This is a genomic window from Streptomyces sp. NPDC021096, from assembly GCF_040641275.1.
Lineage (GTDB): Bacteria > Actinomycetota > Actinomycetes > Streptomycetales > Streptomycetaceae > Streptomyces.
This window is the reverse complement of sequence record NZ_JBFADG010000012.1, coordinates 49,361-75,050: the sequence shown is the minus strand read 5'-3', so window position 1 is coordinate 75,050 and position 25,690 is coordinate 49,361. Positions and strand designations below refer to the sequence as shown.

Here is a 25,690-nt window from a genome sequence, read left to right as displayed (position 1 = left end):
GAGTGCGGTACGGGGGACACGGTGAGGACGGGTGCGTCATCGGTGTGCTGCGCAGGAGAGCGGAACTCACCTGCGTGACGACGCAAGCGCCGCCTCCACAGACCCGTCACCAGAGCCGTCCAGGCGCGTCGCTTCTATGCGGCGTGCGAGGGCGGATGGACTCCCGATGCCATGGAGCGACCACCCGTCGGAGGTGGTTGCGGAGGAGACGGTAGCGACTGGTGGCACAACTGGTGCTCTAAACCCGTGAGTTCACAAGGTCATAGCAATTCTTTCCGGCCATGGGCCGGACCGTAATCAGTCGTGGCCGTCGGGGCGGCCCAGGCCAGCAGCATGCGGAGGGCGTCGTGGGAGGAGGTGCCGGGGGCGGCGGCGTAGGTGATCAGGGCCTGGCTGGGGTCGTCCGCGGCCCTCAGGGTCTCGTAGGTGAGGGCCAGGTCGCCCACGACCGGGTGGTGGAACCGCTTGGTGCCGGACGTCTTGTCCTGGACGGGGTGCTCGGCCCACCACCGGCGGAAGTCCTCGCTCTTCAGCGACAACTCCCCGATCAGGCTCGCCAGCTGCGGGTCGTCGGGGTACCGGCCGGCCTCCAGGCGCAGGTAGGCGACGTTCTCGCGGGCGCAGGCGGTCCAGTCCGCGTAGAGGTGCCGGGAGGCGGGGTCGAGGAAGGTGATGCGGGGGATGTTGCGTTCGGCGGGTTTCAGGGACGCGTAGTCGCCCATGAGGGCGCAGGCTGCCGTGTTCCAGGCGAGGATGTCCATGCGTCGGCCCATCACCATGGCCGGGACGTCCCGCAGTTCCTCCAGCAGCAGCCGGAGCATGGGGCGCACCTGCTGCTGTTCGGGGCGGGGCCGGGGAGCGTGCCGGGCCGTGGGGCGGGGCTGGGCGAGGCGGTGCAGGTGGCGGGTCTCGTCCTCGTCCAGGCGCAGGGCGCGGGCGAGGGCGTCGAGGACGGCCGGTGAGGGGCGCACGCGGCCCTGTTCCATGCGGATGTAGTAGTCGACGCTGACGCCGGCGAGCTGGGCGATCTCCTCGCGGCGCAGCCCGGCGACCCGGCGCCGGCCGCCGTAGTCCGGCAGGGCGACGTCTTCGGGGCGTAGACGGGCGCGGCGGGTCCGCAGGAACGCGCCCAGGTCGATCGCTGTGCTCATGCGGTGATTGTGCCTGGTGGTGTGGGTGGTGAGCCTGGCCCTGTCAGGGCCAGGCTCACCGGGCGCGCGGGCCGCCCGGGTCCCGGCAAGGTGCGTGACGAAATACGTCAGGCCTGGCGGGTCGGCAGGACGATCGACTGGCGGAGGTTGACGTGCCGGGGGCGGCTGACGGTGTACGCGATGACGTCCGCGATGTCCTCGGCGGCGAGGGCGGGCACCGCATCGAACATGCCGCCGAGCTGTTCGCGCAGTTCCCGGTTGTCGATGTGCCCACCGAGTTCGGTGTCGGTCAGGCCCGGCTCGATGGCGCTGACCCGGACGTCGAGCGGGCCCAGCTCGGTGCGCAGCGCTGCGGACAGCTGGGTGAGGGCGGCCTTGGTGGCTCCGTACACGGCGTAGTCGGGGAAGAGGACGTGGGAGGCGATGGAGGAGACGTTGACCAGGTCGGCGGTGCGGCCGTCGGCGGCGGCCGCGGTGAGGTCGGCGGTGAAGGCGCGGATGACGCGCAGGGCGCCGGTGAGGTTGGTGTCGATCATGCGGGTCCACTCGTCGAGCCGACCGTCGGCGAGGGGATTGGGCAGCATCACACCGGCGTTGTTGACCACCAGGTCGACCCGGCCGTAGGCATCGTGGACGGCCTTGGCGGCCGCGTCGACGGACGCCTGGTCGGTGATGTCGGCGGTGACGGTGAGGGCCTGGCCTCCGGCCGCGGTGATGTCGGCGGCCAGCGCCTCCAGCCGGTCGGTGCGCCGGGCGAGCAGCGCGACGCGGGCGCCACCGGTGGCGAGCTGGCGGGCGACGGCCGCGCCGATGCCGCTGGCAGCTCCGGTGACGACCGCGGTGCGGGTGGCGAGGGCGGGGTAGCTCATGGGTACGTGCTCCTGGTCTGCTGCGCAGGCCGGTATCGGTGGGGACCGACATGGTGGCCGATGGGCCGGTGGGCCAAGGGGCCGGTGGGGCCCCGGTGGACCGGTGGGTCCCGATAGGCCGGCGCGGTGGGCTGATGCGGACCACTCTGCGCCCGGGCGGAACGGCGACCCAGAGCTCTGCCGTTCCTGGGAAAGCCAGGACCACCCTAAGTATGGCCTAGGCCTGATGGCCTCGCCTGCGCGCTGCAGACACGGGTGGCAGACACGGGTGGCAGACACGGCTCGCGGACACGGGTCGTACCTGCAAGGAAAACCCCCGTATTCCCTTGCAGGTACGCGCCGGCTGCAGCTGTCAGCCAGCTTGCCGGAGATACGGCCGGAAGTCGTTCGCGCAGCGTCCACAGGTTCCTAGCAATGAGTCCACGCAGTCGGTTCAGGGCTGTGGAGGCATTGCTGGCGGTAGTGCTTGGGCGGCATGCCGTAGGCAGTGCGGAAGGCGCGTGTGAAGTCGGCGGCGCGGGTGAAGCCCCAGCGGGCGGCGATGGCCTGGATGGTGGTGGAGAACATCGCGGGGTCGGCGAGGTCGCGGCGGGCGCGTTCCAGGCGCTGTTGGCGGATCCAGGCCGCGATGGTCTCGTGCTCGTCCTGGAAGAGGCGGTGCAGATAGCTGGTGGAGATGTTGTGCGCGGCGGCGATCGCGCGCGGGGTCAACCTCGGGTCGTGCAGGTTCTGTTGGACGTAGGAGCGAATGCGCAGCACCAGAGTCCGGCTGCGGGATTCCGGTGGAAGGGAGCGGTCGGCGTCCAGAGTGTGAGCCAGCAGCGCGGACAGCAGGTCGACCACGACCGTTCCCAGACGGGGGCCGTCGGACGGCAGATAGGGGCTGGTGTCCGCCGTCAGCTGGGTGAGGAACTGGACGAGCAGGGCGCCCATCCCCTCCCGCCCGGACATTCCACGGGCGAACAGCCGGTCCATCTTGCTCTGCGGCAGGTGCAGTAACGACCTGGGGATTTCGATCCCGATCCCGGAGAAGGGATCGGTTCCGTTGACGCAGGTGACTTCGCAAGCCCGTGAGCTGTCGAAGGGCACTATCTCGTACGGCCCGTGCACGGCATTCCGGTCGCCCCAGGCGACTCGGTGGGTGCCGCGCAGCGGGATCCCGAAGTGGTACCGCTCGGGATCGGACTGGCGGATGAGCTTCGGGGTACGGCGAAATCGAAGGGCCTGATGGGTCGTGGGCCAGACATGAACCGCGCCGAGCTCCAATACGCGCAGATGCGCCCGGTAATCCGCCGCGTACTCGCTGTGCAGGTCCAGGGGTGCGTGGGTTCGGCCGATGTGCTCGCACCAGAAGTCGAACCGGTCCGCACCGGGTAGGTCTTCGGTCCGGAACTCGGTCTCGGTCAGCATCCTGTCTCCTCCGCCTCGTGGCCCCGTCACTGCCTCGTCACTGCCTCGTCGCCCTGGATCGGGCGCCGATGGGTGGCCATCGATTCTCACGTATCCGTTTCGTTCATGGTTGCGGGCGCCGGCAGGCCGAGCAGCCCGTCCGCCTCCCCGTACGACATTTGTCATGGAGGAAGGAGGACGCCCGACTCTGCCGACAGCGTCCGCCGGCCGGAATGATCGTGGGTGTCGGAAAGACGGCACACACCACACCACCTTCAGGAGCGGGTCACATGAACGGCATCACCGAGCGGCAGACCGAGAACACCCAGGCCGCCGCCCTCTCCGAGGTGAAGCCGCTGCCGGTGTGGTTCTTCGCCTTCGAAGGCGCCCTGGCCGCGGCGTTCGACCTCTGCAAGGCGTGGGACGGCGCCTGGATGGTCCTCGCCGCCCTCTGCGCCGTCAACATCCTGGTCGGCCTGACGGTGCTGCGCCGCCGGACGAAGCTGGTGAAGGCCATGCTCAAGAACTCCCGCACCCGCAAGATCGTGTTCGCCCTGGTCGCCCTGCGCCTTGGCGTCCACGGCCTGCTGGCCGCCGTCGGCGCTCCGATCGCCTCGACGGCCGGCCACCTCGCGCTCGGGCTCGTCATGGCCGCGCTGACGGTGACCCTGCTGTGGTTCGACCAGCGCGTCACCTTCCGCGCCCTGGGCCTGAACCACACCCACTCCGGCTGAGCCGTCGGCCCGGGACGGCGCCGTCCAGCGCTCAGATACGGGCGTTGAGGGTCATGAAGAACCGGCGCTCGATGAAGCGGTCGAAGGCCGGACGCACTTCGGCGCCCACGAGGTCGACACCGCACATGTACAGCTCCGGACGGTTGGACAACAGCTCGAAGTCCCTCACGGCGTCCTCGAACCGGCACACCACCCCCGGCTCGGAAGCCGAATCGATCACCAGTACGTGATCGTGCAGGGCCATGGGCGTCTGCCGAGCCCACTCCACTGCCGCGTCGTCCGAGACGCCGTCCAGTGCGAGCGAGCGGTGCGGGATCTCCCGCCAGTCAATGCCCGATCCCGCCCACGGAAGCGTGCAGAGGTACGCATCGAACTCGGCCGACAGAGCCGCCGGCCCCGCGCTCGCGCCATGTTCGTCAAGCCAGGAAGAGATCTCGTCGATGCGCATACGCAAAGGCTAGATCAGCGACTTTCCCTCAACACGAAGCCCCCCGTCGCCCCCCGCCCAGGTCCGGGCGGGGGGCTTCGCGTTGCCTTCGTGTCGCCTCCCGCTTGCTTACCTAGGACTCCTAGGTTAAAACTAGAGGCCCAAGGAACGACTGGAGGGCGCATGGTGCGTGCAGGGCTGACGGCGGAGCGGGTGACGGTCGCGGGCGCCGAGTTGGCGGACGAGGTCGGGTTCGACCGGGTGACCATGTCGCAGGTGGCACGGCGGCTCGGCGTGAAGGACGCGAGCCTCTACAGCCACGTGCGCAATCTGGAGGATCTGCGTGGACGGATCGCGCTGCTGGCGGCGGACGAGAAGACCATCCGCATCGCGGAGGCGACCGCCGGATGCGCGGGCAAGGACGCGCTGGTCGCGTTCGCCAACGCCTGGCGGGAGTACGCCCACGAGCATCCGGGCCGCTACATGGCGACGCAGACCCCGATCCAGATCGACCCCGAGCTGGCCGCACAGGCGCCCGGACCGCGCCGCGCCGTCGAGCTGACCTACGGCATGCTGCGCGGCTACGGACTGGCCGAGCCCGACCTGACCGACGCGGTCCGGTTGTTGCGCAGCACGTTCCACGGGTTCGTCGCCCTGGAGGCTGCCGGCGGGTTCGCGCACAAGCGTTCGCCGCAGCAGTCCTGGCTCCGCGCCCTCGACGCCCTGCACGCCCTCCTGGAGCACTGGCCCCCGTCCCGAGAAGGAGACTCCTCATGACCGACCCGACCACCGGCAGCCTGCGCGTGAACGGCGCGACCCTGCACTACGAAGTACGCGGTCAGGGCCCGCTCCTGCTGCTGATCCCCGGCGGGGCGGGCGGCGCGGCCGCCTTCGACGGCATCGCCGACGACCTGGCCGCCGAGTACACCGTCGCGACCTACGACCCGCGCGGCATGTCCCGCAGCACACTGGACGACCCCGAGGCCGAGCAGCGCGTGGCCGAGCACGCCGACGACGCTCTGCGGATACTGGACCTGCTGTCGCCCGGCGAGCCCGCCCGGGTGTTCGGCTCCAGCTCGGGCGCGATCGCCGCCGTGCACCTGCTCACCACCCACCCCGAACGCGTCGAACGCCTCGTGGCGCACGAACCGCCGCTGGTGGAGGTCCTTCCGGACGCCCCCGAACACCGCGCCCTCGTCGCACGCGTGCAGGAGACCTTCCGCTCCGAGGGGCTCATGCCGGCCATGGCCGTGTTCGCCGCCGGCATGAAGAAGAAGGGCGGCGACACCGCCGAGCCGAAGGCCGAACTCAAACTCCCGCCCCAGGCGGCGGCCCGGGCCGAGCGGACGATGGCCAACCTGCCGTACTTCGTCGGGCGCATCGTGCCCCGCTTCATGTCCTACACCCCTGACATCCACCGTCTGGAAGCGCTGTCGGACCGCCTCGTGCTCGCCTGCGGCCAGGACTCACGCGGCGAACTGCCCTACCGTCCGGCCGCACTCCTGGCCGAGCGCCTCGGCACGGAACTCCTCCACTTCCCCGGCGGCCACACCGGCCTGACCACCCACCCCGCAGAGTTCGGCGAACTCCTCCGGAAGGCCTTCCGCGCGTAGGCCCGAATCCGCGTCTCCGTGGTCAACCCAACCGAAGACGGTCGCTGAAGCTTCTGCCCCCGCGTCGAAGCTGCGCCGAAAGGTGGTGTTGCAACGGCTGGCCAACCGCCGCGAGGTCGTGGACGAAAGCGAGCGTGTCCTCGTCGGTCAGGGTGTAGCGGCGGCGGGTGGCGTTGACTTCCTTGGCTGTGGGAGTGAGGGCCACCTCATGGGTGGCGAGATCGACCGTGCCGTCACCGGCGCGGCCGACCGAGATCTCCGCGACGCCGGTGGGCTGGGTGATCAACGCCTCCACGCGCCCGTCGGGCTGCAGCCGCCACCAGCCGCTCTCCCGAGCCGACGGCCGCAACGGGGTGTCGTCCGCGTCGAGGAGCCAGGCGCGCGCCTCGTAGCGGAGGAAGGGACGCCCGTCGTGGCTGAAGGTGACCTCCTGCGCGTACGCGAACTCCTCAGTGAGCGTCGGGTACCCACCGATGCCCCGACCGGTCCAGGTGCCCAGGAACCCGATCAGAGGCGCGAGCAGTTCGTGCGGTGCAGGTGCTTCGTCCTGTCGAAAGGCGTCGGGGTACGGGGGTTCGTGGGCCACGTCGAACATGATGAGCGCTCCTGGGTCGAGGCCGGTGCCGGGTAACAGCCCAGGGTGTCCGTCCGCGGGCGCCGGGCAGCGGAGGGCACGCCGGGGAACGTTCGCACCGTTCACTTCAAATGGACGGTAAACATCCACGCTTGCCCCACAGTTCCACCCATCGGACATCCCGCCTCCGACGGGCGCGGTTGTCAGGCGAGTTTCGGCCAACCGCGCGGAAGAGCATTCAAAAGTTATGAAGGTCCCCTAGATTAACTGCCTTGTCTGTGCGGGAAACGGGGAGAGCAAGAGATGGATCCGGTAACAGCCGTCGCGGCGGCAGGTGTCGCGCTCATGGCCAAGGGGGCCCTGGAGTCGGTCGGCCAGGAGGCCGGACGGTCCGGTTGGGGTGGCGGAGCGCGTCTGGTGGAGCGAATCCGTGCGAGGTTCCGCGGCGACACCGACGCGCAGAACGCACTGGACCGGCTGACCCGGACACCGGGCGACGAGGCCGCCCAGCAGGAGCTCGCGCGGGTGATCGCCGCCCATATGTTGCGTGACCGGTCCTTCGAGGACGAGATGCGGCGCCTGGTGGACGAGGCCGTCAGTGCCCGGGGGCGCGGTGCCCAGGTCAACGCGGCGCTGATCAAGAACGCGCAGGTCTTCAATGAGAAGGTCGAAGTGCAGGGGGACTGGAACATCTCGTAACGGCACGTGGAATTGCCGTTCACCCACCGGAGCACACGTCTGTGACCTCAGGCGGCCCGCGCTGCCGTGCGATGCGCCCGCGCTGCGCGCCTACCGCACCGGATGACCCGATCCAGCCTCCAGAAGACCGAGAGTCATGAGCAAGGAACCCACGGCCGAACCCGCTGCGGAAGCCGAGGCCCCCGTACCGGAACCGACTGCCACCGACCCGGCGTCGGCCACGAAGGACACCGCTCCCGAGCCGCTCTCCGGCGAGGAACGCGATGGCCCCGTCAGCGAGACCGACGCCCTGCGCTCCCTCGCCGACGGCGTCGGGCACGAAGCGGCCGAGCGGTCCGAGGCGCTTCGGGCCGGCGCGATCGCGGATCTCATCGCCCAGCGCCTGAACGCCGATGCGTCCGGCACCCGCATCGGCACCCTCGCGCTGTTCAACGACACGGTCAGTTTCGGCGGTGGGTTCCACACAGCAGGCGGTCGACCGTACGGCACCCCCGCGGGCCTGCGGAGTGCAGAGGCGGCTCTGCCGTTCGCTTCGCAGGAACTCGCCGAGTTCACCGACCTGTTCGTACAACCCGAGGGCTACGACGAGGCCTTGGGCGGCCTGTGCGAGCATCGGCTGCTCGTCCTGACAGGGCCGGCCGGCAGCGGCCGCGAGGCCACCGCCGTCAACCTCCTGGCCGAAGCCTCCGCCCTGGACGGTGGGGGCGACGGCGGCTGCCACCGGCTCCTCGAGCCTGCCGTGATGCTCGAACCGGGCTGGGAGCCGCCCGTCAAAAACTGCGGATATTTGGCCGAACTGGCGGACGGACCTTCTGGGGTCGGGGAATTCGCCGCGGCCTTCGGTGCGAGCCGGGCCGTCGGCGCCGGACGGGGGAGCGCGGGAGTACGGCAGCTGGCCTCTGTCGTCACCTCCTTACGCGCATCCGGCTGCCATCTCGTGCTCACAGGCGGTCATGACCTCGCCGTGGCCGCCGCCGGACCGGGCGGCGAAACGGTCGCCCGGCACGCTCTGACGCCGGTCGACCCGCTGGCCGTCCTCGAGCGTCGCGTACTGGGACACAGCGAGGATCCCGACGCCCGCGCGGAGCTGCACGTGCTGATCGAATCCAGCGGCACCGCCGGGGCGCTGCGCGAGCAGCCCGCCGCACGGCACGCCGTTCACCTCGCCTCGGTGATCAGCGCGGGCGGGGATGTGGCAGCGGCGGTGGCCGCCCTGCGCGATCCCAGCGGCCAGGTGCGCGCATGGTTCGACCAGCACCGTGAGCCGGAAGCGCTCGCGTTCACCCTCGCCTCCGCCGTCCTGGAGGACAGCGGCTACCTCACTGTCGCGGAGGCCGCGGTCAAGCTCTGCGCGGCTCTCACTCCCCCCGACCTCGCCCCGCCCGACCTGAGGTTCCGGGACCGGCTGGGCTATGAGCAGCATTGGATACAGCTCCAGGCAGCCGACTCCGGGCCCGCAGTTGCTACCGGCCCGATGCGGGTACGGTTCCGCAACGCGCTGCTCGGCCAGGTGATCCTCGTCTACGCCTGGAGCACTCTCGACGGCCGCCGCGACGCCGTGCTCGAGTGGCTGCGGAGGCTGCTGAGCCACAGCGATCTCGAGGTGCGGGCGCGGGCCGCGGTCGCCGCCGGCGTCCTCACCTGGGCGGATCACCATTACGCCACGCACCGGTTCCTCACGACATGGGCCGGAAGCACCTCATGGCCCTTGCGGCAGGCCGCCGCCACCGCGCTCGGCGTGGCAGGCAACCGCCCCGAATCAGCGGATGCCGTCTGGGGATTGCTGCACGACTGGGCCTGCCGGGGCAGCTCGGCCTACGAGCGGCGCCTCGCGGGAACTGCGGCGAACGCCGCGGGCGGGATCCTCGGCCGGCACTCTCCCGACCAGGCCGTCGCGGTGCTGCGCAGCGCCCTGGATCGCGGGGACGACTGGGGCACCCTGCCCTCGGTTGCCTGGGGCGGCGTCCATCTGATCCATCAAGGGCAGGCCGGCCCTCTGCTCGACGCGTACCTCGACTGGTCGGCACCACAGGACCTCTCCCCGATAGTCGTCAAGACTCTCTCTGCCTTCGTCTTCGCGGCGTCCCGTCCGTACGAGAAGCCCTCAGACGGCCCCGATGCGACCGGGCGCGCCGTCGTCCCGGGAGTTCCACTGTTGCTGAGTGACCTCCCCCGGCACAGCGACCGGCTTGCCGAGCTGTGGGCGCGCGCCCTGGCCCGGCGTCCCGTACAGGACACCGCACTGGTAGCACTGCGCGAGTGGGTCACCTCGTACGCAGATCGGTGCCCCGGCTCGCTCGACGCGATCGGCACGCTCCTTGCCGATGTGGCCGGCCGACCGGGCCGGCACCGCGAGCGGCTCCTGTGGTGGCTGGCCAAGTGGGCGAACGACCGTGAGCATCCGTCCGCGAACGCGGCAGCGCTGCATCGCCGGCTCGAGCGAGATTCTTGACGCCCATCAGTAGGCGTCCGCGACATGCGACCCCGCACGCCTGTCCTGCGTACGCCGCGAGAACCCAGCGAAGGGGTGGAAGAAACCGTGGAGGAACACACCTACGATCCGGTCTTGGCGATCGAGGAGCTGCCCAAGTGGCGGCTGACCAATCCGCTCCGGCCTCCGGATCCGGGGCGCGCCCTGGTCCTGGTGCGGGACAGCGGGCCGTCGCTGACGATCCGCAGCGGCGAGGAGATCCCGTCCTCGCGCTTCGGCGTATATCGCAGTGTGTTCACCGTCGACCTGGCCGAGCACCGGCTCGTCCTCGACATCCCGTTGCTCAGCCGTGACCCCACATTCTCGTTCCGCAGTCGGGTGGAGCTGGTATGTCGAGTGGCCGACCCCGCGAAGGTGGTGTCGCGCGGCATCCGGGACATGAGCGGAGCGCTGTACGGCTTCTTACGCAAAACCCTGCGCGCAGTGGCCCGGGACTACGACATCGCCCAGTTCCACGAGGCGGAGCAGGCGCTCGGCGCCGCTCTTTCCGGCTTCACCGGCGACGACGCGATACGCCTCCGCGGCATACAGGTGGAATTACTCGTCGACGAGGACGAAATCGCCGCCAGCGGACGAGAGTTCAGAGACGTCGTACGGGAGACGCGGCTCGCGGGCATGCGCCGCGAAAGGCACCTCGGCATGATCCGCGAAGACGGCGTCGACGGCCTCATCGCCGAGATCATGGAAAGAGAGGGTCCCCGTGCGGCGCTGGCCTGGATCGAGAAGGGCGAGGCGGAGAAGCGCGAGGTCCGGCGTGAAGTGATGCGCATGGTCCTGGAACGCGGGGACGCCGACCGCGAACCGTTCGAGCAGACCGAGCTGGAGCGCGCGGTCTTGGAGGAGGTGCTGCGCGACGGAGACGGGGTGTTCGGTACTGCGGCGCGGCGCGGCCGGCTGAGCGGTTCCCTGTCCCGTGCGCTGGATCCTGCCTCCCGGGACGACGCCCCGGTCTCCGGGGAGGACTCTTCACGCCGCGCGCCGCTTCGGGGCGAGGTGGTCCATCACGAGCCCCGCACCGCCGACGACGGCCGGGGCCCCACGCCCCACGACCGCGCCGGCCGCCACGACCCACGGCGAGGTACGTCCCGGGTGGCCGGCGCAGGCTCGACCCCGCCCGGCGACGAACCGCTGCCGACACCCGGCAGCAGCCACTCCTCGCCGACCGCCGAGAGCGACACCGTGGAACGAGCGCCCCACCGCCCACCTGCTGGAGACGGAAACGCCGAGCGGCACAGTCCGTACCCCGGCTCCGGGGACACCCCCGATCGCCCCACGGCTCCCGCACCCCGTGTGAGCCGCGTTCGAGGAACCGCCAAGCGTACGCATGGCGGCACCGAGGGAGAGCGACGATGACCGAACATGCTCCCCGACCACGGCACGCCGCCCCGGCACCGCAGCCGCGCTCCTGGATTGCACCGACACGTCAGCAGACCGGCCCGCTCACGTTCCCGCTCGACGCGCAAGTCGAAGGATCTCCTGCTTCCGCATCTGACGAACCGCATGTCACGGCCCCGCGCGCGGAGGCGGAAGCGGACCGCCTGGAACCTCCGCAGCAGATCTGGACGTGGCGCGAGTCCGGTGTGCGGGCACTCACCGTCTGGACGGAACGGGTCCACGGCCGCGGCGAAGACGCGGAACCGTTTGTGGCACACCATTGGGAAAGCCACCAAGGGCTGCTGGCTGTGTTCGACGGCTCGGGTGGCTCGGGCGCGGCTCCCGTATGGCAGGCCCCGGACGGCACCACGCGCACCGGTGCCTGGGTGGGCGCGCGGGTGGCACGCCTGGCGACGGACTGCTGGTTCCGCGAAGTGGCGCGGGGTGGCGAGCCCGGCGGGCCGGAGGACCTGCAGGAGTACCTCCAGTGGTACCTGTCCAAGGCACCGCAGCGCCGCAGCAAGATCAGCGGCACGATGCGGCGCCAGCTGCCCACCACGTTGGCGGCTGTGCACTATCGCGTACTGGACGGCGGCGCCCATGCTGAGCTGCGGCCCCTGTGGGCCGGCGATTCCCGGGCGTACGTACTGCTGCCCGCGACGGGCCTGCACGTGATCACCCGCGACCACACCCGCGAGAGCGACGCCCTCGAGCTGTTGCGCACAGACCCGCCCATGACCAACCTGATCTGCGCGGACCGCGGCTTCGAGGTCGACACGCAGCTCCTCGCAGACTTCCCGCTGCCCTGCGTGCTCGTCGTCGCCACCGACGGGTTCTTCGGCTATGTCCACACCCCTGCGGACTTCGAGTACGTTCTGCTCCGCACGCTGCAAGAGGCCAACACCGAGGACGAGTGGGCCGATCTGCTGCGTCGCGAGGTGCAGAGCTACACGGCGGACGATGCCTCTCTCGCCCTTCTGGCTCTGGGCCACGACAACTTCGCCTCCTTGCGGGACCTGTTCGCCGATCGGTTGCGCCATGTGACCGACCGCCATGTTCGGACACGGCCTCACGCCCTCGACCGCCGGACGGCGGCGTCCCCGGGCCGGCCTCCGGAGCAGGAGGACCCGGGCGAGATGTCCGCCGCCATCCGTGCTTGGCAGGACGACACCTGGCACGCCTACCGCGCCGGCTACGAAACATACCTGCCGCCCGCACCCGAGGAGCGAGCATGAAGAACGGCGATGTGATCGCGGGCTACCGCATCACCACAGAGCCCACCAACGCCAACGGAGGGAAATGCATATGGGCGTTCGCCGAAAAGGGCGGGTCTCACTACTTCGTCAAGCAGTTCCTGGAGCCCAAGCGTCCGCGTGACGACGACAGCCGCGACACCCCCAGCCTGCGAATCCGCCGCCAGCTGGCACGGGAATTCGAGGAGCGTCACCGTACGATCATGACGCGTCTACGGCCCGACGCCCGAGGCGGTGGCAACATCGTTCTGGCCACGGACTTCTTCCATGAGGGAAGCACGTACTACAAGGTCACGGAGCGGATTGACACCTCCAGCCTGGAGAAGCCGCAGGCCCTGGAGCCGCGCCACAAGATGGTGTTGCTCAAGACCCTCGGCACGAGCCTCAAGCAGCTGCACGACATCGACGTGGTGCACGGTGACCTGAAGCCGCTGAACGTTCTGGTGCAAAAGCGCGATGACGCCGCGTTCCACACCGCGAAACTCATCGACTTCGACGATTCGTACATCTCCGGGAGCCCGCCGGAGCCCGACGACATCTCCGGCGACTCGGTGTACGGGGCGCCGGAGTGGCGCCGCTACATGCAGCGCGATGACGGGGTCGGCCCGGAGCACCTCACCTGCGCCGTGGATGTGTTCGCGCTCGGACTGATGACGCACCTCTACATCACGGGTGAGCTTCCGCACCACGCGGAGCGGTTCGGATCCCCGGCCGACGCGGTGAACGCCGGCGAGGAACTCTCGTTCAGCACACGGTTGTCCGACGACATGCTCGGGCTTCTGCGCGCGATGACCGCCCGCGCTCCCGGCAGGCGCCCCCGCATGGCGGCGTTCTTGAAGGCCCTGTCGGATCCCAAGGTGTGCGCACTCCAGCACCGCAGGCCGGGGACCAGCAAGCCGGCGGTTGCACCCACCACGGCCGGCGGACCGAAGGCACCCGGGCCTCGCACGAGCCGCATCCGGACCAACCTCAAGCAGGGGTCGGCGGGACGGGCCGGCACGGAGACGACCGCGCCCGCTCCACCGCCGCCGGCCGCCGCGGATCCCGCGGCCGCCCACCCGGCGCCTGCGGTCACCGAGCCGCCCGGCCCTCGGCCGTCCCGGGTCCGGATCAATCTGGGTGACCGCGGCCGGGAACGTCGCACACCCTGACCCCACACAAGGAGACGTGAGTGAACGCCAACATCGACCAGTACCAGGGCAACCTGCAGTACGCGGTGGACATCGTCCTGTGCATCGACGCGACCGGCAGCATGTTTCCCGTCCTCGACAACGTGAAGTCGAGCGCGCTGCAGTTCCATGACCGGCTCAACGACGTGATGGCGAAGAAGGGAAAGGCAATCAGCCAGCTGCGCCTCAAGACCATCGCCTTCCGGGATTTCGGCGACGACCCGGGGTCCGCGATCGAACAGACCGACTTCCTGCACCTGCCCTCCCAGGCGAAGGGCTTCGAGCAGTTCGTGCGGGGCATCGAGGCGTCCGGCGGCGGCGACATCCCGGAATCCGGCCTGGAGGCACTCGCTCTGGCCATCAACGCACCGTGGGAGACCGGCCTCGACCGTCGACGCCATGTGATCGTGATGTTCACCGATGCCCCGGCCCATCCCCTTGGCACGGTCGGCACCACGGCGCATACCTACCCGTCCGACATCCCGCGCAGCATCGACGACCTCTTCGAACAGTGGGGTTACGCGCGCAGCCAGACCGCCGTCATGGAGCAGTCGGCGAAGCGGCTCGTCCTGTTCGCCCCGGAGGGAGCCCCCTGGTCCGATCCCATCGCCGAGGAGTGGGACCTGACCCTCCACTTCGCGTCCAAGGCCGGAGCGGGCCTGGAGGAATTCGAGATGGACGAGATCATCGAGACAATCGCGAACAGCCTGTGAAGCTGCACTGGCCGGGGTTCTCCCTGTCGTGCGGCAGCGAGGGCCGCCTGGAGTTCGTCTGGGAGAGCTTCGGCGTGTTCGACGCCAAATTGGAGCGGTGCGTCGCCGCGACATTCCACTCTCCCGGCCCGGACAGCGGATGTCAGCTGATCTTCCGATTTCGCTTCCCCGCAGGGGGCGATGCGCAGGAGAGGCAGGACCTGGTGGTGGTGCGTGTCGACGCTCCGGCCCGGCAGGCCCGGGAGGCACAGATGTTCATGAACACTCTGTGGCTGCAGTTCGGGGTGCCGGACCAACCGGAAGAGCGAAGCGACGACACCGAGCTGGAGAGGGTCCCCGACGGGCCGGGCTGGATCGTGGCTCCTGCGGGACCGGCGTCCGAAGAGCTGTTCGAGCATGTCATGGCCCGAATCGCACGCGACACCGACTGAACTACTCGACAAGGAGAGGTAGAACACGGGTGGGGGCAACGGCCAACTGGCGCTGCGCGGACTGCGACACGTACAACTCTCCTGCGGAAAGGTCCTGCACGATCTGCGGGGGGAAGCGTCGCACGGCCGCCGCCACGGGCCCAACGGCCTCGAAACCGGCGGCATCGAAGCCGGGCTCTCCGAAATCCACCGGCGCCGAGCCGACTCCGTCGAGGCCGAGTGCCGCCAAATCCGCCCCTCGCAAGCCTCCCTCAGCGGCAAAGCGACCGGCGGCGGGGCGGCCCGCCGCCGGTTGGCGATGCAACCTGTGCGATACGAACAACGCCCGCAGCGACCTCGCCTGCATCGTCTGTGGCACGGGCTGGAAGGCGGCCACGAAGAAGTCGGCTGCCGGGAAGCCCGCCGCAGGGGCATCAGGCGGGGCACCGTCCGGCACCGGGAAGGCCGCGCCGAGGAAGTCGACCACCAGGACGACAGCACCCAAGAAGCCGACACCGAAACGGGCGCCCTCCGGATCCTCCGCAGCTAGGGCTTCCGCGTCCGCGCCGAAGTCTCCCAGCCCCGGCGCCGCCGGCCGACCGTCGACTGGCTCCGGGCGCAGCGCATCTGGCGGCCCGCGCCCCGAGGGAATTTTCTACCCCTCATCAGGAACGGCCGGCTATACCCCCACGGCGCCACGCCCGCCGGCCCCGCACTCCCCTCCACGGCCCGCGCCGGCTCCGGCCCCGGCGCCGCGGCCCTGGCCGTCGGCCGCCCCCAAGAAGAACTCCGAAGGGCGCTTGTCAGGCTGCATAGGGGCGGCTGTGATCTTCGTTCTTCTCGCCCTGTTGGTCGACAAGTGCCAGGGCATGTTCGACTCCGACGGCCCGGACAGTGACCCACGCCCGAGCCGTACCGCGGCATCCTGCCCAGGCCGGGTCGCGGCCGAGCTGCCCCACGGAGAAAACGCCGAGCTGGTCGAGGCGTTCCGCACGGACAACAAGCAGATCACGCTGTGCCGTACGACCGGCGGCTCGCTCTACTACTTCGGAGAGTTCAGCGACCACCGCGAGCCTGGCATCGCCATGCGCGCCGAGAAAACGACCGACGGGTACGAGGCGAACAACGACTCGTACCGCTATGTCATTCACGACGGAGTCGTCACGATCTACGATTCCGGCGATCAAATCGGCCAGGAGGAGATCACTCCGGAGCCGTCGCCCAAGTGACTCCTCTCTTCGAGCGCCATGAATGTCAGGCAAGCGTTGGTCGATCCGGCAAAGGCAGCGGCTCATGATGGTGCCAGAGCAAGTACCGGTCCGGGAGCACCTCCGCGATGCCCCATTCGAGGCGCATCACCCCGCGGTCCATGGAGCAGGCGTACGCCACCAGGACCAGGCTCACGTCCGGGGCGAGGCGGCTCAGGTCGCCGTGGATCTCCTGGGCGTGCGTGTCCTCCAGGCCGAGGTCCAGCTCCCCCTGCAGGGGTTCCGGCCCGTGGCGACGGATCAGGTCGAACCGCAGGCCGGCCGCGCGCCGTAGGCGGGCAGCCGTCACCGGCACGTCCGCCTTCGCATAGCGGATCGCGCACTGCCGCACACCGGCGCCTTCCGCCCCTGTGGCGGTTTTCACGCCACACATCGGGAACGCCCAGGCCCCGCTCCCCCCTCCACAAGGGCACACCACCTGCCATGTGCCCTCCGGGGCCGCGGACCCTTGCGGAGCCAGCCGATGACGCGTTCACCTTCCGGTACTCACCCGCCCCGGGGGCCTCGCCGGGCCTCGCGGGCGAGGCGATGGGGCATCGTCACGGCGTGCATAGTCGTGCTCGGGCTGATCGCCTGGCCCGTCATGAGCTATTTCGAGATTCCCCCGTTCACGGACAAGGGCGACCCCGTCAGCTACGGAAAGGTCCCCAGCCAGTCCCAGGGTGGCGGCGGTAAAGGCGGGAGGAACGGCGCCAAGGCCGCCGACCCCAAGGTCCTCATGCCGACCGGTCCCGCCGCGGACTTCAAGAACGCGCGGACTCTGGAGGACGGCACCCACGTCAGCGTCGTCACCCTCGACGGCAAGAAGTCGGGCTTCAAGGGGAAGGTGTGGGTCTGGGCGCCCAAGGAGTACACGGACGACCCGAAGTATGCCAAGAGCGGGTTCCCCGTCATGATCGCTCTGCCCGGCGGGCCGGGCTACGGCACGAACTACTGGTGGGCCGGCTTCAGGTTCCAGGAGAACATGGCCAAGTGGTACAAGGAGGGCAAGAGCAAGCCGTTCCTGCTGGCCATGCCGGTGCTGAATCCGGGGCCGGACGACAAGGGAATCTACTGGGACGGCAGTGACATCCCCGGCCAGCCGAAGATGGGCACCTGGCTGACCGAGGACGTCCCCGACCTGATGAAGGCCAATTTCCGCACCCTCACGTCGCGCGACGGCTGGGCATTCATGGGCTCTTCCACCGGTGGGTTCGCCGGCCTCAAGGCCGTGCTGAAGCACCCGGACAAGTTCAAGGCCGTCATCGCCAACGGGCCCGACGTCGTCCCCGACTCCCCCCTCTGGAACGGCCACGAGAAGGAGAAGGCGGAGAACAACCCCGAGGTCCTGGCCAAGCGGCTGATCGACACCAAGGGCCCGGACGTCTATCTCGCCTTCCAGGTCGGTACCAGGGAAAGCAACAAGCACACCTTGCCCGACGTCAAGAAATTCATGGCGACATACACCCAGGGCCCGGTCCACACCTACCTGAACACCATCGAGGGCGGCAAGCACGACGGCGCCACCTACGCCCCGAATCTCGGCAAGGGGCCCATCGAGTGGATAAGCGAGCACATAGAGGGGCCGACTCCCTCTTCCTGACGACGCATCCCCTCAGGACATTCGCGTAAGGCCTCCCACCTGCGGCGCAGGGGCTTGGGACCGCTTCCTCGACCAAGCCCCCGCCGCCCCGGATTCAGTCGGAATCCCGGGCCGCGCCACCCATCCGGCCGGAATCCCTTACCGAATGGAGCAATACGACTACCCTGCGGATGCTCCGCCCGGGTTGCCGGGTGAACCTCGGAAGCAAGGAGGTACACCCCGTGAAATCAATCCGTACCGCACTCTGCGGCACTCTTACGGCAGTTGCCGTCTGCGCGGCCCCCGCCGCCTACGCCCTCAACGACCCGGCCGCCAAGGCCGGGACGGTTGAGCTGTCCAAGGTCGACACTCGTCTCGCCACCGGGCATCACGACGACGATGACGACTGCGACGACGACGACCACGGTCGCAAGCACCACGGCCGCGACCATCACGACGGTCGCGACGACGACTGCGACGACGACCACGACGGCGGCGGCAAGCACGACAAGGGCCGTCACGACAAGGACGACGACGACTGCGACGACGACCACGGCCGGGACGACGACCACGGTCGCAAGCACCACGACCGGGACGACCACGACAAGGGCCGGGACCACGACAAGGACAAGGACGACCACGAAGACCACGACAAGGGCCGCGACCACGACAAGGGCCGCGACCATGACCACGGCCGCGAACACCACAACGGTGGACACGGCCACGACGGCGGACGCGACCACGACAGCGGCCGCGAACACCACGACGGCGGCAAGGAGCACCACGGCCGGCCGAGTCACCACGCCCACGCGGGTGGTGGCGCCACCGCCAACGTGGCCGCTTCGGAGTCCTCGGCTCTCGACACCCCGGCACTCGCCTTCGCAGGTGCCACGGTGGGTATCGCAGGTGGGCTGATCTGGTACCGCCGTCGCGCCAACGCGGCCAAGCAGTGACAGAAAGCGAATCCGCGATATGTCAGAGGTGCGCACAGGCGGCTACAGCCGCCTGCTGACAAGGGTGGCCTGGGCGGCATTGCTCACGGCCCTGTGGCTACTGGGCAACGGCAACACCGAGGAGCCGATAACCACGGCTCCGAAGACCGGTGACGTCGCCACCGCAGGCCGCCCTCCCGCGCACTCCCTGCCCCCGGCACACGAACCGTTGCCGGGGGCAGGCCCCCAGGCGCTCGTCATCAAGGCCCTCGGGCTGCGGGCCCCCATCGAGGCGCACGGGCTCGACGCGTTGGGCGGCGTCGAGGCACCGCCGTACGAGCGGCCCAACGCGGTCGCCTGGTACCAGGACGGGCCACAACCCGGCAGCAGTGGCGCCGCCGTCCTCGTGGGCCACGTCGACACCAAGAAGTCCCCCGCCGTCTTCTACGAGCTCAGCAACGTCAAGCGCGGCCAGAAGATCAACGTCACACGCACGGACGGAACCGTCGCCGAGTTCACCGTCGAGAGCGTCACGACCATCGAGAACGACAAGTTCGACGCCGACAAGGTCTACGGCGCGCCCGACCTCAAGCGCGCCGAGCTGCGCCTGATCACATGCGGCGGGGACTACAACCGCGCCCAGCACGAGTACACCGCCAACGTGGTCGTCTCCGCATACCTGACCGGAGCCGGCCAACTGCCCCCCAGCACCCGCATGCCGCGCGCCCCGGGGACCGGCCCGGGATCCGGCCTCGGCTCCGACCCGGGGACAGGGACGGGGTCGGGCTCCGGGTCGGCAGGCACGGCAGACCCGTCCGACGAACCGCGCGCGGCGACCTGAGCGACGACCGGTCCATCAACCACCCGACCGGCCCGGCCTCAAGGCCGTATGCGCGCCAGCACCCCGTCCTCGTCGGCCACCCGGTACGGCCGCTCCTCCGGCAGCAGCCGGGCCGCCTCGTCCACGGCACCCTCCCCCACGAGGCGGCGGATGCGCGTCGCGAGCGGGGTGACGTCCCTGATGGCGACCGTCCACTCGTCGGCGTAGCGGCGGGCCGCCTCGCCCGACAGGCCCAGCTGCAGCGAGCGGTACGGCAACGGCCGCAGGCGCAGGTCCCGTTCGGGGTCCCACTGGACCCTCGTCGGCGCGGCCTTCAACTGCTGCTTCCATGCGGCCTGGTCGGCGTGGAGGCCGCGTTCGTAGTGGGACAGGCAGGCGTTGCGCAGGGCCCACTCGAATCCCTCGCGACTGATCTCCACGGCCAGGACGGTCTCCTGGCCCTCCTTGGTGCCCCAGCCGCAGCGGTACATCATCCACAGGAACGACGGCTTGATCCATGTCATCCGGTCCCGCTTCCAGGCGGCCGGGAAGCGGCCGTCGCGCGCCGCCGGCAGTCCGATCCCAGGAGCGTAGGCCTGGTAGACGGTCACCGTGTCCGCCGTGTGGAGGGCCCGTATCCGGTACCTCGGCTCCGCCTCCTGCGGGGCCTCTCCGACGATCCGTTCCTCTGTGACCTGTAGTTCTTTCACGCCGACAGAATGGGGTAGCCGGCCCGCGTGTGCCACCGCATTACCGCGCGGGGCCGCGTCGTACCCCTGGCGATCAGCTCGCGGCAGGGGCAGGCTGTCGTCCCCCAGCACATCGAGGAGGGATATTCCATGACTTCGCACTTATCCCAGACGCCCGGGCACCTCTCATGAACGAGGGCAACGAGGGCGTCTCCCGCATCGCGCTGACTCCCGCCGCCGCCCGGCTCATCCGTGAGTTGCGGGCGAAGCACGGACCGCTGATGTTCCATCAGTCGGGCGGTTGTTGTGACGGCAGCTCGCCCATGTGCTATTCGCGCGGTGAGTTCCGCACGGGCGGTTCCGACGTGCTGCTGGCGGAGCTGGCCGTGGAGGACGTGGACGAGCCGGTCGGGTTCTGGATGTCGGCCGAGCAGTTCGAGCGCTGGCGCCACACCCACCTGACGGTGGACGTGGTGCCGGGGCGCGGCAGCGGCTTCTCGCTCGAGGCGCCCGAGGGAGTGCGGTTCCTCATCCGCTCGCGGCTGCTGACCGACGAGGAGGCCCGCCTGCTCGACGGACGCGAGGCACGCGTGCCCGGTGAACGGGAAGCACGCGTGCCCGGCAGCCGGCGGACCTGACCTCTACGGCCGGCCCTCCCGCGCCCGTAGCCCCTACGACGCCGCGTCCACCAGCGACAGCGTGTGCAGGCGCTCCGGCGGCCCCGGACGGGCGTAGTACCAGCCCTGAGCCGTGTCGCAGCCCAGTAACCGCAGGTGGTCGGCCTGGGTGCCGGTCTCCACGCCCTCGACCGTGACCGACAGGTCGAGGGTGTGGGCCAGGGAGACGATCCCCTCGACGATCTTGACGTCGACGGGGTCGGCCGGCGCGCACTGCATGCCGCGGGTGAAGGAACGGTCGAGCTTGAGCGTGCTGACCGGCAGCCTGCGCAGGTACGACAGGTTCGAGTAGCCCGTGCCGAAGTCGTCGAGGGCGATGTCGACGCCGAGGTCGGCGAGCTGGCGCAGGGGGCGCAGCTCCGCCTCGTCGGCGCCGATGAGGGCGTTCTCGGTGACCTCCAGGCACAGGGCGGAGGGGTCGAGGCCCACGTCGGCGAGGACGGCGACGGTGTCGGCGACCAGGGAGGGGTAGCGCAGCTGGGAGGGCGAGAGGTTGACGTTGACGCGCATGGGGGCGCGGCTGTCGTCCTGGGTGTGCCAGGAGCGGGCCTGGCGGGCGGCCTCCTGCAGGACCCAGCGGCCCAGCGGCACGATCAGTCCGGTGCTCTCGGCGAGCGGGATGAACTGGTCCGGGCCGAGCACGCCGTGCACGGGGTGCAGCCAGCGCACGAGGGCCTCCGCGCCCCGTACGGTGCCGTCGTCGAGGCGGACGAGTGGCTGGTACTCGATGAAGAACTCGCCGTTGTCGAGGGCGGCGGGCAGGCAGTTGGTGAGACTGTGCCGGGCGATGACGCGGGCGTCGCAGTCGGCGTCGGCGAGTTCGTAGCGGTTCCCGCCGGCGGCCTTGGCCCGGTACATGGTGATGTCGGCGCTGCGCAGCACCTCTGCCGCGCCGAGCTGTCCGCCGCGGCCGTCGACGACGCCGATGCTGGCGCGTACGGACAGGTCCCGGCCGTCGAGGCGGACAGGCTCGGCGAGGGCGGCGAGCATACGGCCGGCGAGGGCGGTCACGTCGTCCGCGGCGCCGGGGCCGGTGGTCAGGGCCACGAACTCGTCGCCGCCGAGGCGGGCCACGAGTTCGTGCGGGGCGGTGGCGCAGGCGCGCAGCCGGTCGGCGACGGCGACGAGCAGCCGGTCGCCGACGGTGTGGCCGAGGCTGTCGTTGACGGATTTGAAGCCGTCGAGGTCGAGGTAGCACAGACCGAAGCGGCCGGTTCCGCTCTTGCCGCTCCCCCCGTCCTCGTCCCCGTCCCCCAGCGCGTCGTCGAGGCGCTCGAAGAACAGGGTGCGGTTGGGCAGGCCGGTGAGGGCGTCGTGGGTGGCCTCGTAGCGCAGGCGCTCGTGGAGCTGCCGGCGCTCGGTGATGTCCTCCAGGAGGGCGATCTGGTACTGGGGTTCGCCGGCGGCGTCGCGCAGGAGGGAGACGGACAGTTCGGTCCACAGGACGCTGCCGTCGCTGCGGTAGAACGGCTTCTCCACGCGGTAGTGGTCGCGGTCGCCGCGGGCGAGCTCGCGGTAGAGGCCCCAGATCTCGGGGGAGTCGTCGGGGTGGACGAACTCGCCGACGTTGCGGCCGTTGGCCTTGCGGCCGGGGCTGCGGAACATCCGCATCAGCGCTTCGTTGACGTCCATGATGCGGCCGTCGACGTCCGCTATGCCGACGCCGACGGCGCTGCCCTCGAAGATCGCGCGGAAGCGTGCCTCGCTGGCGTGCAGGGCCCGTTCGGTCTCGCCCTGCGCGGCGCGGGCGGTGCGGGAGACGGCCGCCTGCTCGGCGCGGGCGCGTTCGGCCAGGGCCCGGGCGAAGCCGGTGGCGACGGCGTGCTGCACGCGTGAGCAGCGGGCGCGGGTCTCCTCGGCGGGCATGGGCTGGTCGGGCGGGAGGTAGAGGACGAGGTAGGCGTCGATGACGCCGAGTATCAGGGGCAGGGCCTCGGGGTCGGTGCAGTGCGCACGGACCAGTGCCGCGCCGACCTCGGTGGCGGGCCGGGGGTCGAAGGGGCGGGCGTACAGCGTCTCGCGCAGCACGGCGGCCAGGGGCATGAGGTAACGCTCGAACTGGGCCCGGGTCATGGGGCGCACCATGACGCCCGCGGTGGCCGGATAGACCGCGCGGCTCCAGATGGCGGCGAACCTCCGCAGCCGGTCGTCCCGGAAGCCGGGGCCGGCCTTGCCCACGGCCATGGCGGTGCCCACGGCCGAGTCCACGGCGCCATACGAAACCGGGGTGACGGTTTGATCCACGGACAGCATTCTGCCACTGGACATTCCGGTCATGGCCGCCACCCCACCCCCGTGAGCCCGGCTTTCGCCGGATTTCCGTGCGCGGCGCCTGGTCGCACGGCGTTCTCACGAGGGCTCGTCAGCCACGGAGAACCGACCGCGCGGTAGCCGCGCACGGACAGGTCGACGCCCCGGGGGGCCGGGGTGGGACGCTCCATCAGAGTGTGTCTCCAGCTCAATCGCAGGAATGTCGTGGGGTGTTGAGCGAAGGCTACTGATCGTCCGTTCGAATGGAAGCAACAAGCGGAAATGGGTCATCCGCATTCAGCCAACACCCGTGTTCACCCTTGCGGGGTGCCCCTCACGACCGCCCGAAACCCTCCCCCCACGTGAGATGCGTCTCCTCCGGACTGCGCGAACGCCGCGACCCGCCTCAGCGCACCCCCACCGAGGCCAGTGCCCGCGCCTGACGGGTGGTCGGGCGCACGGGGAAGTAGAGGTAGCAGATGCCTCCCGTGCCGCTTCTGACCTCTCCCTGGGCGTTGTGGCGCTTGGTGCGCAGCCAGATGTTCTCGAATTGTGCGCGCTTGTAGACCCTTTCGACCGCCGCGTTCGACGGACTGGCCGGATCGTTGGCGATCACGTCGCCGTCCTCGGTGAAACCGACCACGCACATCAGGTGGCCGGCCGTGCCGTAGCCGGCCCCGTCGAGCTCGGAGGCGAGGAAGGACTGGGAGGTGATCAGCGGGATCCCGGCCCGCACGAGCCGCTCGGCCTCGCCCAGGCAGCGCAGCCGCGTCACCACCCCCTGGAGGTCGTGGTACGTGGCGGCGTACGCGGCGTTGAAGGGCCAGTTGCCGCAGCCCTTGTACTGGTGGTCGTAGGTGTGGCGGGCGGCGTGGCAGACCTGGGGGTCGGCGTAGGAGGGGTCGACCCAGGCGAGGTCCTCGGCGGTGGGCCCACGGCCCCAGTACTCCAGGACCATCTGGGAGGAGGTGGGGCTGCACCACGCCTCCCCGCCGTTGTCGTACTCCGGGTACTGACCCTTGTGGATCTCCTGGGAGTAGCGGGGCACCCTCAGCTTGTGGCCGGCCCCCTCCCCCGGCCGCGAGGCGGGCACGGTGAAGCGGTCGGGGATGTCGGAGCCCATGGCGCCCAGCCGCCAGACGGTGGGCGTCAGACGGGTGCCCGGCCTGCGGTGGAGGGTGAGCCGCAGCTCGTAGGAGACCAGGCGCAGCCCGCTCGCCGGGTCGTCGACGGCGAGCGTGTCGGTGGAGACGTTGCTCTTCTTGTCCCCCTGCCCGTCGACGCTGGTGCGGCGGATGTCCCCGGCCGCGTCCCCGGACGTCCAGCGGCCCATCACGTACCAGGGCGAGCGGGTGCCGTCGGAGTACGCGGTGCGCAGCTCGCTCTGGAGCCAGGTGCCGGCGGGGGTGCGGGCGTTCCAGGACACGACGATCTCGGTCGCGGGGGCGGGCAGGGTGCGGACGGGCGACAGCCAGGTGGCGTACTCCCAGCGCGCCGTGGTGCCCGTGTGCGGGTCCGTGTATTCGAGGGTGCCGATCGGCCGGTCGAGGACCAGGCCGGGGCGGTCGCCGCCCAGGACGCGGGTGCCGGCGCCCCGGCCGCCCGCCCACTGGGGAAAGGTGGTCCAGGCCCGGTAGTCGACGGTGCCGGCCGGCCGCTCCCGGCCGCCGCCGCGCGCCGCCGCGAAGGCGGAGGGAGCCGAGGACAGGGGCGATGCTGCGGCCGTGACGGCGAGGGCTGCGGCGAGCACGGTGCGGCGGGGTGTGGGTCTGCTGGACATGACGGTGGTCCCCCAGTCGTGGGTGGATGGGGCTGCGGGCGCGCTCCGGCCGGTCGGGGCCGGACCACTATCGCGCCGCGCGGACGGTCCAGGCCAGTGATTCCCCGTGCGGCGCGCCCTCAATGCCCGGGCGGCCGGGGACCGGTCCTAGGGTGGTGCGGTGAACGATCCCCACGGCCCGGGTCCGGACCCCGCACACCCCTCCCCCGGCCCGCTCGACGACCTCGCCCGCCGGCTGCGGGCGCTGCCGCCCTCCGTCGGCCCGGTGCGGCTGGTGGCCGTGGACGGCCACGCGGGGTCGGGCAAGACCACCTTCGCCGGGCGGCTGGCGGTGGCGCTGGGCGGCGTACCCGTGCTGCACCTGGACGACCTGGCGACGCACCAGGAGCTGTTCGAGTGGATCGGGCGGCTGCGGGAGTGGATCCTGGCGCCGTTCGCGCGCGGGGAGGACGCCCGGTACCGCACCTACGACTGGGTGGCGCGGGCCTTCACCGAGGAGCGCGTCCTTGAGGCCGCGCCGGTCGTGCTGGTGGAGGGCGTGGGCGCGGGACGGCGTGCGCTCCGCCCTTATCTGGCATGCCTGTTGTGGATGGAGTTGACGGATGAAGGCTCCTGGGAAAGGGGTCAACTCCGCGACGGTCCCGAACTGACCGAATTCTGGGACGGCTGGAAGCGAGCGGAGCGCGCGCATTTCACAACCGACCCCACCCGCCCGTACGCCGAACTCCTGGTGCTGCAGGGACAGGAGGGATGCATGTTGCTGCCGGGGCCTCAGAAAACCGACTGATCCACGACGTCCCTCACCCTCAGTGAACGCCCGCCGTCGGTCCGCTCCCCACCTGCGAGC

General features: G+C 70.4%; 26 protein-coding genes. 16 read left to right on the top strand and 10 right to left on the bottom strand.

Annotation, left to right across the window (positions count from 1 at the left end; translation table 11 throughout):
• Positions 1-260 precede the first annotated feature (260 nt).
• The 3 genes from AB0G59_RS17910 to AB0G59_RS17900 form a co-directional block, all read right to left on the bottom strand.
• Positions 261-1,151, bottom strand: a complete 891-nt coding sequence (locus tag AB0G59_RS17910; protein ID WP_360912610.1) for a helix-turn-helix transcriptional regulator — start codon at positions 1,149-1,151, stop codon at positions 261-263.
• 107 nt (positions 1,152-1,258) lie between these two features.
• Positions 1,259-2,020: an SDR family oxidoreductase gene (locus AB0G59_RS17905; protein WP_360912608.1), complete on the bottom strand. Its 762-nt coding sequence runs from the start codon at positions 2,018-2,020 to the stop codon at positions 1,259-1,261.
• A gap of 408 nt (positions 2,021-2,428) precedes the next feature.
• Positions 2,429-3,430 (bottom strand): helix-turn-helix domain-containing protein, encoded by a 1,002-nt coding sequence (locus tag AB0G59_RS17900; RefSeq protein ID WP_360912606.1) that lies wholly within the window; start codon positions 3,428-3,430, stop codon positions 2,429-2,431.
• A 269-nt stretch (positions 3,431-3,699) separates the two neighbouring features.
• Between AB0G59_RS17900 and AB0G59_RS17895 the strand changes: the two genes are divergently transcribed.
• Positions 3,700-4,143: a hypothetical protein gene (locus tag AB0G59_RS17895; protein WP_360912604.1), complete on the top strand. Its 444-nt coding sequence runs from the start codon at positions 3,700-3,702 to the stop codon at positions 4,141-4,143.
• A 31-nt stretch (positions 4,144-4,174) separates the two neighbouring features.
• Here AB0G59_RS17895 and AB0G59_RS17890 read toward each other — a convergent pair whose 3' ends face one another.
• Positions 4,175-4,591, bottom strand: a complete 417-nt coding sequence (locus AB0G59_RS17890; protein WP_360912602.1) for a hypothetical protein — start codon at positions 4,589-4,591, stop codon at positions 4,175-4,177.
• Between the two features lie 162 nt (positions 4,592-4,753).
• On the opposite strand from AB0G59_RS17890, the gene AB0G59_RS17885 reads away from it, so the two are divergent.
• Both AB0G59_RS17885 and AB0G59_RS17880 read left to right on the top strand, forming a co-directional pair.
• Positions 4,754-5,347, top strand: coding sequence for a TetR/AcrR family transcriptional regulator (locus AB0G59_RS17885; RefSeq protein WP_360912600.1), 594 nt, complete (start codon positions 4,754-4,756; stop codon positions 5,345-5,347).
• Positions 5,344-6,183 (top strand): alpha/beta hydrolase, encoded by an 840-nt coding sequence (locus tag AB0G59_RS17880; protein WP_360912598.1) that lies wholly within the window; start codon positions 5,344-5,346, stop codon positions 6,181-6,183. Before AB0G59_RS17885 ends, AB0G59_RS17880 begins: the two co-directional genes overlap by 4 nt.
• A 22-nt stretch (positions 6,184-6,205) precedes the next feature.
• On the opposite strand, the gene AB0G59_RS17875 is transcribed toward AB0G59_RS17880, so the two are convergent.
• Positions 6,206-6,778, bottom strand: a complete 573-nt coding sequence (locus tag AB0G59_RS17875) for an FABP family protein (protein WP_360912596.1) — start codon at positions 6,776-6,778, stop codon at positions 6,206-6,208.
• Between the two features lie 282 nt (positions 6,779-7,060).
• On the opposite strand from AB0G59_RS17875, the gene AB0G59_RS17870 reads away from it, so the two are divergent.
• The 7 genes from AB0G59_RS17870 to AB0G59_RS17840 all read left to right on the top strand — a co-directional run bounded on the left by AB0G59_RS17870 (position 7,061) and on the right by AB0G59_RS17840 (position 14,887).
• Positions 7,061-7,456 (top strand): hypothetical protein, encoded by a 396-nt coding sequence (locus AB0G59_RS17870; protein ID WP_360912594.1) that lies wholly within the window; start codon positions 7,061-7,063, stop codon positions 7,454-7,456.
• Positions 7,457-7,592: 136 nt separating this feature from the next.
• Positions 7,593-9,908, top strand: coding sequence for a hypothetical protein (locus AB0G59_RS17865; RefSeq protein ID WP_360912592.1), 2,316 nt, complete (start codon positions 7,593-7,595; stop codon positions 9,906-9,908).
• A gap of 87 nt (positions 9,909-9,995) precedes the next feature.
• Positions 9,996-11,300 carry a hypothetical protein gene (locus AB0G59_RS17860; RefSeq protein ID WP_360912590.1) on the top strand — a complete coding sequence of 435 codons (1,305 nt, stop codon included), beginning with the start codon at positions 9,996-9,998 and terminating at the stop codon, positions 11,298-11,300.
• A 290-nt stretch (positions 11,301-11,590) separates the two neighbouring features.
• Positions 11,591-12,556, top strand: a complete 966-nt coding sequence (locus AB0G59_RS17855; protein ID WP_360912588.1) for a serine/threonine protein phosphatase — start codon at positions 11,591-11,593, stop codon at positions 12,554-12,556.
• Between the two features lie 11 nt (positions 12,557-12,567).
• On the top strand, positions 12,568-13,725 hold the full coding sequence (locus AB0G59_RS17850) for a lipopolysaccharide kinase InaA family protein (protein ID WP_360912586.1): 1,158 nt from the start codon (positions 12,568-12,570) through the stop codon (positions 13,723-13,725).
• Between the two features lie 20 nt (positions 13,726-13,745).
• Entirely contained in the window at positions 13,746-14,456 is a 711-nt protein-coding gene (locus tag AB0G59_RS17845) for a vWA domain-containing protein (protein ID WP_360912584.1), read from the top strand.
• On the top strand, positions 14,453-14,887 hold the full coding sequence (locus tag AB0G59_RS17840) for a hypothetical protein (protein WP_360912582.1): 435 nt from the start codon (positions 14,453-14,455) through the stop codon (positions 14,885-14,887). Before AB0G59_RS17845 ends, AB0G59_RS17840 begins: the two co-directional genes overlap by 4 nt.
• A 1-nt stretch (position 14,888) precedes the next feature.
• Here AB0G59_RS17840 and AB0G59_RS17835 read toward each other — a convergent pair whose 3' ends face one another.
• Positions 14,889-15,353, bottom strand: coding sequence for a hypothetical protein (locus AB0G59_RS17835; protein WP_360912580.1), 465 nt, complete (start codon positions 15,351-15,353; stop codon positions 14,889-14,891).
• Positions 15,354-15,690: 337 nt separating this feature from the next.
• Between AB0G59_RS17835 and AB0G59_RS17830 the strand changes: the two genes are divergently transcribed.
• Positions 15,691-16,095: a hypothetical protein gene (locus AB0G59_RS17830; RefSeq protein ID WP_360912578.1), complete on the top strand. Its 405-nt coding sequence runs from the start codon at positions 15,691-15,693 to the stop codon at positions 16,093-16,095.
• 25 nt (positions 16,096-16,120) lie between these two features.
• On the opposite strand, the gene AB0G59_RS17825 is transcribed toward AB0G59_RS17830, so the two are convergent.
• Entirely contained in the window at positions 16,121-16,507 is a 387-nt protein-coding gene (locus AB0G59_RS17825; RefSeq protein WP_360912576.1) for a hypothetical protein, read from the bottom strand.
• A 210-nt stretch (positions 16,508-16,717) separates the two neighbouring features.
• Here AB0G59_RS17825 and AB0G59_RS17820 point away from each other — a divergent pair, with 210 nt between their 5' ends.
• The 3 genes from AB0G59_RS17820 to AB0G59_RS17810 all read left to right on the top strand — a co-directional run bounded on the left by AB0G59_RS17820 (position 16,718) and on the right by AB0G59_RS17810 (position 19,468).
• Entirely contained in the window at positions 16,718-17,716 is a 999-nt protein-coding gene (locus AB0G59_RS17820) for an alpha/beta fold hydrolase (protein WP_360912574.1), read from the top strand.
• A 221-nt stretch (positions 17,717-17,937) separates the two neighbouring features.
• Entirely contained in the window at positions 17,938-18,648 is a 711-nt protein-coding gene (locus AB0G59_RS17815) for a hypothetical protein (protein WP_360912572.1), read from the top strand.
• 19 nt (positions 18,649-18,667) lie between these two features.
• Complete coding sequence (locus tag AB0G59_RS17810) at positions 18,668-19,468, top strand: class F sortase (RefSeq protein WP_360912570.1); 801 nt, start codon at positions 18,668-18,670, stop codon at positions 19,466-19,468.
• Between the two features lie 38 nt (positions 19,469-19,506).
• Here the strand turns inward: AB0G59_RS17810 and AB0G59_RS17805 are convergent, their stop codons facing one another.
• A complete protein-coding gene (locus AB0G59_RS17805; RefSeq protein ID WP_360912743.1) occupies positions 19,507-20,127 on the bottom strand; it encodes a DUF4291 domain-containing protein in 621 nt (206 codons plus the stop codon).
• 197 nt (positions 20,128-20,324) lie between these two features.
• Between AB0G59_RS17805 and AB0G59_RS17800 the strand changes: the two genes are divergently transcribed.
• Positions 20,325-20,774: a DUF779 domain-containing protein gene (locus tag AB0G59_RS17800; RefSeq protein WP_360912568.1), complete on the top strand. Its 450-nt coding sequence runs from the start codon at positions 20,325-20,327 to the stop codon at positions 20,772-20,774.
• A gap of 33 nt (positions 20,775-20,807) precedes the next feature.
• Here the strand turns inward: AB0G59_RS17800 and AB0G59_RS17795 are convergent, their stop codons facing one another.
• Together AB0G59_RS17795 and AB0G59_RS17790 are read right to left on the bottom strand one after the other, a co-directional pair.
• The gene (locus AB0G59_RS17795) at positions 20,808-22,997 is read right to left on the bottom strand and encodes an EAL domain-containing protein (protein WP_360912741.1); all 2,190 of its coding nucleotides are present in this window, start codon (positions 22,995-22,997) and stop codon (positions 20,808-20,810) included.
• A gap of 472 nt (positions 22,998-23,469) precedes the next feature.
• Complete coding sequence (locus tag AB0G59_RS17790) at positions 23,470-24,843, bottom strand: peptidase C39 family protein (protein ID WP_360912566.1); 1,374 nt, start codon at positions 24,841-24,843, stop codon at positions 23,470-23,472.
• A 160-nt stretch (positions 24,844-25,003) separates the two neighbouring features.
• Here AB0G59_RS17790 and AB0G59_RS17785 point away from each other — a divergent pair, with 160 nt between their 5' ends.
• The gene (locus AB0G59_RS17785; protein WP_360912564.1) at positions 25,004-25,630 is read left to right on the top strand and encodes a hypothetical protein; all 627 of its coding nucleotides are present in this window, start codon (positions 25,004-25,006) and stop codon (positions 25,628-25,630) included.
• The last annotated feature ends 60 nt before the right edge of the window (positions 25,631-25,690 follow it).

Bases quoted from the DNA above. Each gene is read 5' to 3' on its own strand.
- AB0G59_RS17865 (WP_360912592.1), top strand. From the start codon at position 7,593: ATGAGCAAGGAACCCACGGCCGAACCCGCTGCGGAAGCCGAGGCCCCC.
- AB0G59_RS17885 (WP_360912600.1), top strand. From the start codon at position 4,754: ATGGTGCGTGCAGGGCTGACGGCGGAGCGGGTGACGGTCGCGGGCGCC.
- AB0G59_RS17900 (WP_360912606.1), bottom strand. From the start codon at position 3,430: ATGCTGACCGAGACCGAGTTCCGGACCGAAGACCTACCCGGTGCGGAC.
- AB0G59_RS17905 (WP_360912608.1), bottom strand. From the start codon at position 2,020: ATGAGCTACCCCGCCCTCGCCACCCGCACCGCGGTCGTCACCGGAGCT.
- AB0G59_RS17810 (WP_360912570.1), top strand. From the start codon at position 18,668: ATGTCAGAGGTGCGCACAGGCGGCTACAGCCGCCTGCTGACAAGGGTG.
- AB0G59_RS17875 (WP_360912596.1), bottom strand. From the start codon at position 6,778: ATGTTCGACGTGGCCCACGAACCCCCGTACCCCGACGCCTTTCGACAG.
- AB0G59_RS17910 (WP_360912610.1), bottom strand. From the start codon at position 1,151: ATGAGCACAGCGATCGACCTGGGCGCGTTCCTGCGGACCCGCCGCGCC.
- AB0G59_RS17795 (WP_360912741.1), bottom strand. From the start codon at position 22,997: ATGGCCGTGGGCAAGGCCGGCCCCGGCTTCCGGGACGACCGGCTGCGG.
- AB0G59_RS17880 (WP_360912598.1), top strand. From the start codon at position 5,344: ATGACCGACCCGACCACCGGCAGCCTGCGCGTGAACGGCGCGACCCTG.
- AB0G59_RS17790 (WP_360912566.1), bottom strand. From the start codon at position 24,843: ATGTCCAGCAGACCCACACCCCGCCGCACCGTGCTCGCCGCAGCCCTC.
- AB0G59_RS17825 (WP_360912576.1), bottom strand. From the start codon at position 16,507: ATGTGTGGCGTGAAAACCGCCACAGGGGCGGAAGGCGCCGGTGTGCGG.
- AB0G59_RS17895 (WP_360912604.1), top strand. From the start codon at position 3,700: ATGAACGGCATCACCGAGCGGCAGACCGAGAACACCCAGGCCGCCGCC.
- AB0G59_RS17890 (WP_360912602.1), bottom strand. From the start codon at position 4,591: ATGCGCATCGACGAGATCTCTTCCTGGCTTGACGAACATGGCGCGAGC.
- AB0G59_RS17800 (WP_360912568.1), top strand. From the start codon at position 20,325: ATGAACGAGGGCAACGAGGGCGTCTCCCGCATCGCGCTGACTCCCGCC.
- AB0G59_RS17870 (WP_360912594.1), top strand. From the start codon at position 7,061: ATGGATCCGGTAACAGCCGTCGCGGCGGCAGGTGTCGCGCTCATGGCC.
- AB0G59_RS17820 (WP_360912574.1), top strand. From the start codon at position 16,718: ATGAGCTATTTCGAGATTCCCCCGTTCACGGACAAGGGCGACCCCGTC.